We start from the raw sequence: 13,046 nt of genomic DNA, 5'->3' as shown, positions 1-13,046 counted from the left end.
CTTGCGGCAGGGCGGGCGGGGCGGGAGGGCGGGGAGGGCGGAGCGGGAGGGCCTAGGCGAGGGAGGCGTAGAGCCCGGGGCGGCGGTCGCGCAGGTACGGGTTGGTCTCGCGCGAGGCCTTCAGCAGCTCGGGATCGACCTCCCCGAACACCGTTTCCTCGCCGCGGCCGGCCCGGGCGCGGGTGACCCCGTCGGGGCCGGCCAGGCAGCTGAGGCCGACGAACTCGAACTCGCCCTCGGGGCCGGTCCGGTTGACGTACGCGACGTACATCTGGTTCTCGAAGGCCCGTACGGGGACCAGCTGTTCGGCGACGAACTGGAAGGGGTGCATCTGCGCGGTCGGGACCAGGAGGAGGTCGGTCCCGGCGAGCGCGTGCGCCCGCACGTTCTCGGGGAACTCCACGTCGTAGCAGATCATGATGCCGACGCGGAGGCCGTTCAGGTCCGCCTGCACGACGGGGGCGTCGCCGGGGGTGAAGGCCTCCTGCTCGAAGCAGCCGAACAGGTGGGTCTTGCGGTAGTTCGCCAGCCGGACGCCGTCGGGGCCGATCAGCTGCGCCGAGTTGTAGACGGTGTCGCCGTCCCGCTCGGGGTAGCCGTACAGGACGGCGATCCCGTGGCGGCGGGCGATGCCCGCGATGGAGTGGGCGGACTCGCCGTCGGCCGGTTCGGCGTACCCCGGCACCTCCTGGAGGTCCAGCGCGTAGCCGGTCAGGAACATCTCCGAGGTCACGAGGAGCCCGGCCCCGCCCTGTGCGGCGCGCGCCGCGGCCTCGTCGAGCCGCTTCAGGTTCTCGGCGGTGTCGCCGAGCCGTCCGGAGCTCTGGAGGAGTGCGGTGCGCAGCGGGGGCATGGGCGTACCTCTGTGACAGGTGGGGTGGGGGTCGTAAAACGGTACGTTCGCACGTTCGACCTGGACAAGCCTTGAGCGTTGCGCTGGGCGCATCGATTCGTTGCGCTTTCCGCCCGATGTGCGGAGATTCGTTGCGCGGCGCGTTGGAGGGAGTCCCGGAGGGCCGGTGGAGGCGGTCCCGGAGGGCCGGTGGGGGCGGGGGCGGGAGCTGACGGCCGCGGGACAAACCGGCTGCCGGCCGGGGCCCGGGGGCGTAGCCTGCGGCCGACCCCCCGTGGAAGGATCCCGCACCGCATGGCCGCCGAGAACCCAGCCTCCCCGCTCGACAACCCGGTGTGGGCCGCCCTGAACGGCGCGCACCGCGCCTTCGCCGAGTACTCGGGGCGCGGGGCCGCCCGCTACCTCCCGGAGGTGAACCCCTTCGCCTCCCTCGCCGACCCGGAGGACCCCGCCGCATGGGCGGACCTGGCCGCGCTGACCGGCCCGGGCGAGGAGGTCTGGCTGACCGGTCTGCCGACCCCGCCGCCGGACTGGGAGACGGTGCTGCGCATCCCCGGGGTCCAGCTGGACGGCCGGGCGGTACGGGCGGAGCACGCGCCGGAGGCGGTCCGGCTCGGCCCCGGCGACGTGGCGGAGATGACGGCGCTGGTGCGGCTGACCGAGCCGGGCCCCTTCCTGCCCCGCACCGTCGAGCTGGGCACCTATCTCGGGATCCGGCACGAGGGCCGGCTCGTGGCGATGGCCGGGGAACGGATGCGGCCGCCGGGCTGGACCGAGATCAGCGCGGTGTGCACCCACCCGGACTTCCGTGGCCGGGGACTGGCGGGACGGCTGATCCGGTCGGTGGCGGCCGTGATCCGGGACCGCGGCGACCTGCCCTTCCTGCACGCGATGGCGGACAACACGGGCGCCGTCCGGCTGTACGAGTCGATGGGCTTCACCCTGCGCCGCGAGCCGGTCTTCATCGGCGTGCGCTCCCCGAAGCAGGAAACGATCATCCGTAACACGCTTTAACACGGGGTTCATTGAGTCCCGCCGCAGGTGCCCGTAGCGTCGGCGGGACGGGAGCGCGGGCGGCGGGAAGACGGCCGTGGCGATGAACACGCAGCAGATCAGCGGTCGTCCGGACCGCCGCCGCGCTCCCGCTTGCCGCCGGTGCGGCGGTTGCGGGTTTCAGTGCGCTCCGAGCGGTCAGACGCGGGACGAGGCCACTGGAAGGAGCCACCATGACCGACCTCTCACGTCTGCCCGGCGCCGCCCTCCACCACTGGCAGTGGCAGTCCCGGGCCGCCTGCCGGGCGCTCGGACCCAGCCGGTTCTACCACCCCGCCGGTGAGCGGGGTGAGGAACGCGAGGACCGGGACCGCGCCGCGAAGGAAGTCTGCGCAGGCTGCCCGGTCCGCGCGGCCTGCCTGGAGCACGCGCTGCGCACCCGCGAGCCCTTCGGCGTCTGGGGCGGGCTGACCGAGGAGGAGCGCCGCGCGCTGACCGGCCCCGCCGCGCAGCGCCCCGTCACCGTGTGAGCGTCCCTCCGGCGGCCGCCGCCGCCCAGGCCCGGGCGAACAGCTCGTGCGGGGGCAGCGGCGCGAGCAGGCGCAGCAGCGGGGCGTGGAGCGTCGTACCGGAGGCCGACGCCAGGTGCGCGGCCAGCTTGGCGTACTCCACCGGGAGGTGCGGGGCCCTGAGCTCCGTCCACCCGCCCGGGACGAACAGGGTGCGTCCCGCGCGGGGCCGCTTGCCGCTCTCCACGGCGCCGGACGCCGCCAGCTCCGCCTGCGCGGCCTTGTGCCGCGCCGCCGTCCAGCCGTTCCAGCGGCGGACGGCGCGGTCCGTGGGGCGGGCCAGGGCCAGCAGCTGGAGGTAGAGGGCCGCGGCGTCGGGCCCGACCCCGAGGGATCCGGCGGCCTCCGCGACGAGCTCGGGGGCGCTGAGGGCCGGATCGGCCTCGTAGCGGCCCTCGGGGACCGGTGTGTCCGTGGCGCGGGCCGCCAGCCGGGCGAGGCCGTCGAAGAGGTCCCGGTGCCGTCGCAGGACGGTCAGCAGGTAGCCCTCCCGCACCGTGGCGGCCAGCCGCTCGGCCCGGGCCGTCCGCCGCGGGTCGGCGAGGGCGGCCGGCCGCAGGAAGCTGTCGCCGCTGGGCACGGCCACCACGAACAGCCCGTCGTCCAGGAGGGCGGAGGGCCCGGCCGTCCCCTCCCGCGGCGGCTGCGGGGAGGGCAGGACGGGTCCCGCGTACGGGGTGAACTCCGGGTCGGTCCGGGCGATGCCGGCCAGCTCGTCGAAGAAGCCGCCGAGGGGGACGAGGGCGCCGGGACCCTCCAGCTGGGCCCGCAGCCGCCCGTACAGGGCCAGGGCGCCCCGGGCGGCCGGGTCCCCGACGGGCCGCTCGGTCAGGGCCCAGGCGATCACGGACGCGGCCTCGTGGTGCGCGGGCCGCCCGGCGTCGATCCACTCCCCGGCGGCGCCGTCCGGCCCGGCGTGGTGCAGGTGGATCCCGCCGGTCCGGGTACCGGCCAGCACCAGGCCGTCCTCGCCGAAGGACGCCCCGGCGGGGGCCCGTCCGGCGGGCAGGGCGCGGGCCCAGGCCGGGGGCAGGCCGAGCTCGGCCTCCAGGGAGGCGGCGAGTTCCTCGTCCACGTACTCCTCGGCGCCCAGGAGCCCGGTCCAGACGCCGGCCATCCGTTCGGCGGCCCGGAGCGTCCCGTCCGGCTCCCACAGCTCGGCCGGGTCCGCCGGGACGCCGGCGGCGAGGACCGCGCGCCGGCCCGCGTCGCCGAGGCGGCGGCAGAGGGCGTCGTACTCCTCGGCGAGGGTCCGGCCGGCCTTGAACGGGGCGGAGGCCAGCAGCGCGAGGTGCGCGCGGTGGTCCTCGCGGCCGGGGAACCCGGCGAGGACCAGGCACGCCACCGGGACCCGGACTCCGGTCAGCCGTGCGAAGGCCTCCCGGGCGGCGGGAGTCACCGCCAGCGGGCCGCGCCCGGCGAGCAGCTCCAGCAGCCGGGGCAGGCGTACGGAGTCGTCGTGCTCGACGGTGGCGGTCGCGCAGTCCCGGGCGTCGGCGGGGGCGGGGTCCGCGGCCCGCTGGAGGAACGGGGCCAGGCCGTCGCGGGCGGCTCCGGAGGCCAGGGTGTGCCCTGCGGCCCGGAGGGCCGCCAGCGCCGCCTCCCCGGCCCGGCCGGTTCGCCAGGTGCCGCCGGCCTCGGCGAAGGGCTGCCCGCTCCAGGTCTCCAGCAGTGCGGCCAGTGCCGTCCGCTCCTCGTCGGGGGTGGTCGCGGCGGCGGCCCGCCAGGCGACGGCGCCGATCCCGCCGACCAGTGGCTCCCAGGTCCCGGGGGCGGCGGGCCGGGCCAGGACGCGCGCCTCGTCGCCGATCTCGCCGCGCAGGTGGCGCCCGTCGGCGGCGACGGCGGTGAGCAGCGCGGGCCGCGGGGCGGGCGCGGGCTCGTCGTAGCGGCGGGGGCGGTGCGGGACGAGCTGGTGGAGGGCGGGGACGAGCACGGAGTCGGGGACTTCGGCGCACAGGGAGACGACCGGCTCGGCGCGCATCACGGCGACCCGCCGGGCGAGCTCGCGCAGGCGCCGCAGGACGTCGGCGGCGAGCAGGGCGGCCCGCGCGGCACCGGCGGCGATGCGCGGTTCGAGCCCGCCGGGCAGCGCGGGGGCCGGGTCCCCGGCGACGGCGGCGTCGAGCAGGGCCCGCACGGCGGTGTCGTCCAGGGCGCGCAGGGTCGTGGAGGAGGCCTCGCAGCGCGGGGTGAGGAAGTGCCAGAAGGCGGGTGGCGGGACGGGGCCCGCGGCTTCGCCGAAGCCGGGGGTGCGGCGCCGGTCGGAGCCGGGGAAGCCGTGCACCTGCCACAGGAGGGAGTTGTCCTCGGCGGCGTGGCAGCGGATGGACTCCTGGCCGACGAGCACGGCGTCCTCGCCGCCCCGGGGCATGCGCAGGACCGCCCAGGGTTTGCGGCCCGGGCGCCGGCTGCGGTAGGCGGCGCGGCGGCCGTCGACGCCCTCCAGCAGGAACTCGGTCGGCGAGGGGCCCGGGTAGGGGGTGCGGTTGAGGACGCGGAAGCCGGTGAGGCGGCCGTCCTGGCCGAGCGGGGACGCGGGGGCGTCGGCGGGCAGGGCGGCGAGGGTCTGGCAGGAGTCCTCGAAGCGTTCCGTGCCGGGCGGGAGCTCGGCCCGGGCGTGGAAGTCCGGCGGTGCGGTGTCCGGTCGGGGCTCGCCCGTGTGCGGGTCGACGCGGGTGAGGGCCTCCCGGCGGCGTCCGAGGCCGCCGGTGCTCCAGTAGTGGCGGCCGTCGGTCATCTGGAAGTCGTAGGAGCCGATGCCCTCCCGGCCGCCGGGGCGCAGGACGGAGCCGCCCTCGTGGCGTCCGCCGCCGTCCGGGGTTTCGAAGTGGTAGCCCAGGCCACCCTGGATCATGCCGCCGTAGCGGCGCAGGCCGAGTTTCTGCTCGGGCTCGAAGACCTCGTCGGGGCGGTCGGTCCAGAAGGCGAGCTCGCCGAAGGAGCCCTGGGACCTGTCGGTCCAGGCGACGAGGAACCGTCCGCCGACGTAGTGCACGGTGAGCCCGGCGGCGTCCTCGGGCAGCCGGAAGGAGCAGGAGGCGCGCGGGCCCGCGTGGTCGACGGTGACGGCCCGGTCGGGGCCGTAGACGGTCAGGAGGGGCCAGGTGCAGGTCACTCCGGTGACGGCGGCGGGGCCGCCGAGGCCGGCGACGGCCTCTTCGAGGGCGGGCCAGCCGTATTCCTCGGGGAGTCCGGCGCGCAGGGCACGGCCGAGCGGGCCGGTCAGGTCGAGTGCGGCGAGGGCTTCGTCGATGCCGTCCAGGGCGCGGGCGGTGGGCCGGTCGAGGAGGGTGCGGAGCTCGTCGACGGCTTCGTCGGCCGCGGCGAGGCCGCCGCCGCGCAGGGCGCCGAGGAGGTTCTCGACGCGGCCGTGCACCTCGGCGGCGATGCCCGCGTTGTGCGGGAGGCGGCTGATGGCGGTGCCGGAGCCGCGCAGGCCGGCGTGGACGGTGCCTTCCAGGCGGGGCCCGAAGACGGGGTCGGCCGCGAGCGTCTTGAGGTCGCGCCGGGAGCGGCCGCCCCAGAACACCAGCTCGACGGCGACTCCGGGGTCCTCGACGGCGATGCCCTCGGCGAGGCAGGCGTCGAGGAGGTCGGCGTCCAGCCCCCGGTAGCGGTAGCGGTCCTCGTGCAGCCGCAGCGGGGTCCCGGAGGCGCGCAGCCGGGGGGCGAAGAGGGCGAGCAGGGCGAAGAGTTCGGCGGGCATGGGCTGGCGCATGACCCCGCCGCCGCTGCGGCCGTGGGCGTAGCGGCCCGCGTACCGGGAGAACCAGCCGGTGAGGCCGCCCTCGGGGGCGATCCGCCCGGCGGCGGCGGCCTGGGCGGCGCCGCAGCCGAGGAGCAGGCGCAGCCAGGAGGAGGCGTCGCCGCGGCTCTCGGGGAACAGGTCGAGGAGCAGGGTGGCGGCGTCCGGCGCCGGGGGGTGGGCGGTCAGCAGGGGCGTGGCGGCGTCGAGCAGCCGGTCGGGGATCTCCTTGCCCCGGGCGGCGGCGAGCACGAGGCCCAGGACGCGGGCCTCCTCGGCGGCGTCCAGGCCGGCGGCGCGGGCCGAGAGCCGGACGCGGCGGGCCAGGTCGGCGGGGAGCTGCCCGGGCGAGGCGGCCCAGGCGCGCAGGACCCGTACGTACTCCTCGTGTGCGGCGCCCGGTTCCAGGGCTCCGGCCAGCCAGGCCTGGTGGGCGCTGAGCGCGGCGGCGGGCAGGGCCCCGGCGCGGGCGTACAGCAGGACGTTGGCGCGGTGCCAGTCGGGGTCGACGGGGAGGCGGTGGGTGTCCTCGGCCTTGCGGGCCAGGGCGTAGGCGCGGGCGGCGGAGCGCAGGTGCCAGGCGGCCAGCCGGTGCCCGACGGTGTCCCAGAACCAGGGGAGGTGGGCCGGCGCCAGTTCCCGTACCCGCCGTTCGAGGCCGTCGACGAACCGTCCGGGCTTCTCGTACGCCCGGTGGATCGTCCGCCCGACCTCGTCGAGCAGCGCGGCGGCCGCCGGCCCGGCGGCCGGGTCGTGGGCCCGGGCCCAGTCGGCGTAGACGGTCGAGGTGCGCGGTTCGGCCGGCGGCGGGATCTGGATCTTCATGTGCCGGATCCTGGCACGGGCCTGTGACAGCCCCGCTGACGGCCCCGGTCAGGCGGGTGCGCCCGAGGTGAAGCGGCGCAGCAGGGGGGACAGGACGAGTACGGACTTCGTGCGCTCCACGAAGGGCTCGCCCGCGATGCGCTCCAGGACGCGCTCGAAGTGCCTCATGTCGGAGGCGAAGACCTGGACGAGGGCGTCCGCGTCGCCGGTGACGGTCGACGCGGACACCACCTCGGGGTACCGCTCCAGCCCTCGCCGGATGTCGTCCGGCGAGGTGTTGTGGCGGCAGTAGATCTCGATGAAGCCCTCGGTCTCCCAGCCCATCGCGGCGGGGTCCACGCGGACGGTGAAGCCGGTGATGGCGCCTTCGGCCCGCAGCCGGTCCACGCGCCGCTTCACCGCCGGGGCCGACAGCCCGACCTCGGAGCCGATGTCCGCGTAGGAGCGGCGGGCGTCCTCGGCAAGGGCGTGCACGATGCGTTCGTCGAGATCGTTCAGTCGCACTGCGGGCGGATCACTTCTCTGCTGTGGCCACTTCTTCGATGGCCAGTCGGGAGCGGCGGATGCCGTACAGGAAGTAGAACACGAGGCCCGCGACCATCCAGCCACCGAAGACCATCCACGTGGCCATATCGAGGCTGAACATCATGAAGCCGCAGGCGAGGAAGCCCAGGATCGGGGTGACGGGGAAGAGCGCCACCTTGAAGGAGCGCGGCATGTCGGGACGCTTGACGCGCAGGATGACGACGGCCACGTTGACCAGACCGAAGGCGAAGAGGGTGCCGATGCTGGTGGCGTCGGCGAGCTTGCCCAGCGGGATGAAGGCCGCGAGGACGCCGCAGAACACGGAGACGATCACCACGTTGGCGCGGGGGGCGCCGGTCTTCTCGTCGACCTTGGCGAAGACCTTGGGGACGAGGCCGTCGCGGGACATCGCGAAGAGGATGCGGGTCTGGCCGTAGAGCACGGCGAAGACGACGGAGAAGATCGCGACGACGGCGCCGGCGGCGAGGACGACGCCCCAGACGCTGGTGCCGGTGACGTCGGTCATGATCTGCGCGAGCGCGGCCTCGGTGCCCTCGAAGTCCTGCCACGGCATGGCGCCGACGGCGACGAAGGCGACGAGGACGTAGAGGACGGTGACGATGGCCAGCGAGAGCATGATCGCGCGCGGCAGGTCCTTCTTCGGGTTCTTGGCCTCCTCACCGGCGGTGGAGGCGGCGTCGAAGCCGATGTAGGAGAAGAAGAGGGTGGAGGCGCCGGCGGCGATGCCGGTCATGCCCAGCGGGGCGAGCGGGGTGTAGTTGCCGGCCTTGATGCCGAGGACACCGATGCCGATGAAGAGCAGCAGGGTGACGATCTTCACCGCGACCATGATCGAGTTGACGGTGGCGCTCTCCTTGGCGCCGCGCATCAGGAAGACCATCGAGAGCAGGACGACGACCAGCGCCGGCAGGTTGATGAGGCCGCCCTCGCCCAGCGGGGCGGAGACCGATTCGGGGATGGTGACGCCTATGGTCCCGTCGAGGAACTCGTTGAGGTACTGGCCCCAGCCGACGGCGACGGCCGCGACGGAGACGGCGTACTCCAGGATCAGGCACCAGCCGCAGATCCAGGCGACGAGCTCGCCCATGGTGGCGTACGAGTACGAGTACGAGGAGCCGGAGACCGGGACGGAGCCGGCCAGCTCCGCGTAGGACAGGGCCGAGAACAGGGCGGTCAGGCCCGCGATCACGAAGGAGATCGTGACGGCGGGGCCGGCCTTGGGGGCCGCGGTGCCGAGGACGACGAAGATGCCGGTGCCCAGGGTGGCGCCGATGCTGATCATCGTCAGCTGCCACATGGTGAGCGAGCGGCGCAGCGTGCCGCCCTCGCCCTGACCGCCCTCGGCGACGAGTCGCTCGACGGGCTTGCGGCGCAGCAGCGGGTTCACGGGCTTGCGCGTCTCCGGGGAGAGCGGGGGTGCCTGGCCCTGGTCGAGCACGGGGGACTCCTTTGACACTGCGGATGGGGACGGGTCGGGCGTCGACCGCAGCGGTCCGGAGCAGTTGACAGACGGGTTCGGGCCGTCTGGGCATGGGGGGACCGCCGAGCAGGCGGTCTGCGCCACTCCACGTACAGGGGGTGAGCCTACGAGCTGAGTGATACCGCCCGTAATGCACCATCCTTGCACATTGACGGACGATCGTTGCGCGGATCCGTCCGGCATGGACGTTTGTTGCGCACTGATGATCGATCGCTGCACGGACCCCCTCGGGACGTCTTTCTTGACACCTCGTCAGATCTGTCGCAGCGTGCCTCCTGGACCCGGACCCGCTCCACGGGATCGCCCCCGCACCCCGCCGGGCCGGCCCGGGCCGCCGGGACCGCCGGCACCGCCCGCGCCCCGCACCTCCCCGCCCCGCCGCTGCCCCGGCCGTGACGGGGCAGACGCCGGTCGTGGACGGCGGGGACGGCGCGCCGTCCCCGTACCCGACGATCGGAGACGCGGAGTGAGAGCACCACTGGGCCCCGACGGGCCGTGGCAGGACCCCGGACCCTTCCTGCGCGGGGTCGCCTGGCTGGACGGGGGGCGCCCGGTGCGCGCCGACCCGGCCGACACCATGCGGCTGCCCTGGGACACCGGCGAGCGGGCCGCCCTCCCGATCGGGGTGCGGCTGGAGTTCACGACGCGGACGGCGCACGCGGTGGAGGTCCGCTACCGGGCCACCGTGCCCGGCCCCACCGACGCGCTGCGCGACCTCGCGCACGGCTTCGCCCTGTGGAACCGGCACGGGCCGCTCACCGAGGTCTTCACCGAGCCCGCCGCGGAATCCGTGGTGCGCCTCGACCTGCCCCGGCAGCGGGGCCCGTTCACCCTGTACCCGCCCGAGGGGCAGTCCCCGCTGGTCCTGGGGCTGCGCGGGATCGGCGGCGAGCTCGTCCCCGCCCCCGCGGCCCCGCGCTGGGTGGTGCACGGGGACTCCATCACCGAGGGCTGGTGGTCCACCCGCCCCGCCCACGGCTGGCCCGCCGTCGCGGGCCGCGAGCTGGGCTTCGACACCGTGAACCTCGGCTACGCGGGCGCCGCGCGCGGGGAACTCGCCACCGCCGAGCAGATCGCCGCGCTCCCGGCCGACGTCCTCACCCTCGCCTTCGGCACCAACTGCTGGTCCCGGGTGCCCTTCACGGCACCGCTGCTGTACGAGACCACGCGCGTGTTCCTCGACCTGGTCCGCGAGGGCCACCCGCGGACCCCCCTGCTGCTCCTGTCCCCCGTGCTGCGTCCCGACGCCGAACGCGCCCCCAACCGCCTCGGCGCCACCCTGGGCGCGCTCCGGGACGCCATGGAGCGGGCCGTCCGGGACCGGGTCGCCGCCGGGGACGGCCGGCTGGCGCTGCTGCCGGGGCGGGACGTGCTCGGACCCGAGCACCTCGCGGACGGGCTGCACCCCAACGACGCCGGGCACCAGGTGCTCGGCCTCGCTGTGGTCACGGCCCTGCGGCGGGCCGGGTTCGACGCCGGGTGAGTGAAACACGCCATACCGCTCCCGCTGAACAGGGCGCCCCCGCGGCGCCGTGTCCCCCACAAGCAGCCGGGTCCGAGGACGCGACGACGCGGACGCACCGGACAGGTCGCGGACCCGGCGGACACACACGTGGGAGAGAACACCATGGGCATCAAGCGCGGAACTTCCCTGGCCGCCGTCGCGGTCGTCGCCACTCTGGCGGCGACCGCCTGCGGCGCGAACGGAAAGGACGGCGCGGCCCGGCCGGCCGGGGCCGCCTCCGTCCAGGCTCCCGCCGCCGACCCCTACGCCGGGGGACAGCAGGCCGCCCAGGAGGCCGGCGACGCCAAGCCGGCCGGGCAGCTGGCGATCGCGGCCACCGACCAGCTGGGGCCGGTGCTCACCGACAGCGCGGGCTTCACCCTGTACCGCTTCGACAAGGACACCGCCAAGCCGCCCGCCTCCACCTGCGAGGGGGACTGCGCGAAGGCCTGGCCGGTGGTGGCGGCGGGCGAGGTGACGGCCGCCTCCGGCATGGACCCGGCCCTGCTGGGCGAGGTGGTCCGCAAGGACGGCGGCAAGCAGCTGACGGTGGCGGGCTGGCCCGTGTACCGCTTCGCGAAGGACACCAAGGCCGGAGACCTGAACGGACAGGGCGTCGGCGGCACCTGGTTCGCCTTCGCCCCCGACGGGAAGAAGGCCGCGAAGGCGGCGGCCGCCGCTCCCCCCGCGGCCGGGCGGGCCCCGGCCGCCCTGACCGTGGCCAAGGACCCCGTACTGGGCGAGCACATCGTCGACGGCAACGGCATGACCGTCTACCGCTTCAAGCCGGACACCGCCTGGCCCATGGTCTCCAAGTGCACCGGGGACTGCCTGGCCAAGTGGCCGGTGGTACCGCCGGTGGACCGGGCCGGCACCAAGGGGATCACCGAGAAGAACTACCTGGTCCTGGACCGCCCCGACGGCAAGAAGCAGCAGACGGTCAACTGCTGGCCCCTCTACACCTTCGCCGGCGACAAGAAGCCCGGCGACACCAACGGGCAGGGCGTCGGCGGCACCTGGTACGCCGTCGCCCCCGACGGGGCGCTCATCACCGCCCCGTAGCCCCGCCCCCACCCGGAACCGCGCGGTCCCCGCCTCCCTCCCCCCGGGCGGGGGCCGCGCACCGTGCGCCCGGGCCCGGCCCGTGCCCGGCTGGACCGGCGAGGCCCGCAAGAGACGACCTAGACTCGGCCCATGCTGCGCGTACTGGCCGTCGACGACGAGAAGCCGCTCCTGGAGGAACTCCTCTACCTGCTGCGCTCCGACCCCCGGGTGCGCAGCGCCGAAGGCGCCTCGGACGCCACCGGGGCACTGCGCCGGATCACCCGCGCGGTGGAGAGCGGGCCGGACGGGCCCGACGCCATCGACGTGGTCTTCCTGGACATCCAGATGGCCGGGCTGACCGGGCTGGACATCGCCCGGCTGCTGGCCGGCTTCGCCCGGCCGCCGCTGATCGTGTTCGTCACGGCGCACGAGGGCTTCGCGGTGCAGGCCTTCGACCTCAAGGCCGTGGACTACGTGCTCAAGCCGGTGCGGCCGGAGCGGCTGGCCGAGGCCGTCCGGCGGGCCCGCGAGCTGCTCGCCGGGCCCGCCCGGGAGGAGGCGCCGGAGCGGCAGGCCGTGCCGGCGCCGCGCCGGCCGGCTCCCGGGGCGCCCGCCACCGACCGGACCCCGGAGCAGATCGCCGTCGAACTCGGCGGGGTCACCCGGTTCGTGGCCATCGCGGACATCGCGTACGTGGAGGCCCAGGGGGACTACGCCCGGCTGCACACGGACGGGGGCAGCCACCTCGTGCGGATCCCGCTGTCCACCCTGGAGGAACGCTGGGCCCCGCACGGCTTCGTACGGATCCACCGCCGGCATCTGGTGGCGCTGGGCCGGATCGACGAACTCCGGCTGGACGCGGGCACCACCAGCGTCCGCGTGGGCCCGGCCGAACTCCAGGTCAGCCGCCGCCACGCACGCCAGCTCCGGGACCTGCTGATGCGCCAGGCGACGGGCTAGACGGGCCGCCCCGGGGCCGCCCCGGACCGGGCGGCGGTGCGGCCGGCTCCCCGGCACGCCCTGCGACCGCCCGGCGTGCCGGCGCGCCGTTCGTCGCGCCGGGAGGGGCGTACGGCGATCCGCCGGGCCCGTCGGCCGCAGGGGTTCCCGGAGTGGCCCACGGCGGGAGCCGGGCGGGCATATCGTGGACCATCCGGCCCGGGAGGAGCGACATGTCCGAGATCGAGGCGCTGTTGGACGCGCTGAGCGGACTGCCCCGCACCCCGCCCCCGGGACCCGCCGAGGCCGAGGAGCTGCTCGCCGGGCTGCGCAGCGCGGCCGCCCGCTGGGCCGACGTGCTGTACGAGGCCCAGGAGGGCACCCGTCACCGGCTGCCGCCGCGTGCGGAGGCGTCCCTGATCCTCGCCTTCCGGCGCGCGGAGGAGTCGTACGTGGAGCTGGAGATCGCCCTGCGAGACTGCGCGGAACACCGCGATCCGGCCGTGTGACGGCGCGCCCGCGCACCGGGCGGAACGGGCAGGGGC

At 75.8% G+C, this 13,046-nt stretch carries 10 protein-coding genes; 6 read left to right on the top strand and 4 right to left on the bottom strand.

Translation table 11 applies throughout. From position 1 onward, the window contains the following. Nucleotides 1–52: 52 nt before the first annotated feature. The gene (locus ACZ51S_RS30585; protein WP_468477007.1) at nt 53–853 is read right to left on the bottom strand and encodes a carbon-nitrogen hydrolase family protein; all 801 of its coding nucleotides are present in this window, start codon (nt 851–853) and stop codon (nt 53–55) included. A gap of 294 nt (nt 854–1,147) precedes the next feature. On the opposite strand from ACZ51S_RS30585, the gene ACZ51S_RS30580 reads away from it, so the two are divergent. After that, nucleotides 1,148–1,867 (top strand): GNAT family N-acetyltransferase, encoded by a 720-nt coding sequence (locus ACZ51S_RS30580; RefSeq protein WP_468888310.1) that lies wholly within the window; start codon nt 1,148–1,150, stop codon nt 1,865–1,867. A gap of 212 nt (nt 1,868–2,079) precedes the next feature. Further along, complete coding sequence (locus tag ACZ51S_RS30575) at nt 2,080–2,376, top strand: WhiB family transcriptional regulator (protein ID WP_468477009.1); 297 nt, start codon at nt 2,080–2,082, stop codon at nt 2,374–2,376. On the opposite strand, the gene ACZ51S_RS30570 is transcribed toward ACZ51S_RS30575, so the two are convergent. The 3 genes from ACZ51S_RS30570 to ACZ51S_RS30560 are packed head-to-tail and all read right to left on the bottom strand — an operon-like array spanning nt 2,366 to nt 8,972. Continuing rightward, on the bottom strand, nt 2,366–6,988 hold the full coding sequence (locus ACZ51S_RS30570; RefSeq protein WP_468962594.1) for a thioesterase domain-containing protein: 4,623 nt from the start codon (nt 6,986–6,988) through the stop codon (nt 2,366–2,368). The two genes, ACZ51S_RS30575 and ACZ51S_RS30570, sit on opposite strands and share 11 nt — an antisense overlap. Before the next feature lie 48 nt (nt 6,989–7,036). Next, nucleotides 7,037–7,492, bottom strand: a complete 456-nt coding sequence (locus tag ACZ51S_RS30565) for an Lrp/AsnC family transcriptional regulator (protein ID WP_007262967.1) — start codon at nt 7,490–7,492, stop codon at nt 7,037–7,039. Nucleotides 7,493–7,502: 10 nt separating this feature from the next. Further along, nucleotides 7,503–8,972 (bottom strand): amino acid transporter, encoded by a 1,470-nt coding sequence (locus ACZ51S_RS30560; RefSeq protein ID WP_468477011.1) that lies wholly within the window; start codon nt 8,970–8,972, stop codon nt 7,503–7,505. 508 nt (nt 8,973–9,480) lie between these two features. Here ACZ51S_RS30560 and ACZ51S_RS30555 point away from each other — a divergent pair. The 4 genes from ACZ51S_RS30555 (at nt 9,481) to ACZ51S_RS30540 (ending at nt 13,010) form a co-directional block, all read left to right on the top strand. After that, on the top strand, nt 9,481–10,497 hold the full coding sequence (locus ACZ51S_RS30555) for a GDSL-type esterase/lipase family protein (RefSeq protein ID WP_468477012.1): 1,017 nt from the start codon (nt 9,481–9,483) through the stop codon (nt 10,495–10,497). A gap of 144 nt (nt 10,498–10,641) precedes the next feature. Further along, a complete protein-coding gene (locus tag ACZ51S_RS30550; protein ID WP_468962634.1) occupies nt 10,642–11,580 on the top strand; it encodes an SCO0930 family lipoprotein in 939 nt (312 codons plus the stop codon). A 132-nt stretch (nt 11,581–11,712) separates the two neighbouring features. Then, nucleotides 11,713–12,522 (top strand): LytR/AlgR family response regulator transcription factor, encoded by an 810-nt coding sequence (locus ACZ51S_RS30545; protein WP_468962592.1) that lies wholly within the window; start codon nt 11,713–11,715, stop codon nt 12,520–12,522. A 212-nt stretch (nt 12,523–12,734) separates the two neighbouring features. Then, entirely contained in the window at nt 12,735–13,010 is a 276-nt protein-coding gene (locus ACZ51S_RS30540) for a hypothetical protein (RefSeq protein ID WP_388943656.1), read from the top strand. Nucleotides 13,011–13,046: the final 36 nt, after the last annotated feature.

It is taken from the genome of Streptomyces sp. NPDC034043 (genome assembly GCF_055575675.1).
Note: the sequence above shows the minus strand (reverse complement) of the source record. Positions and strands in the feature narration are given on the sequence as shown.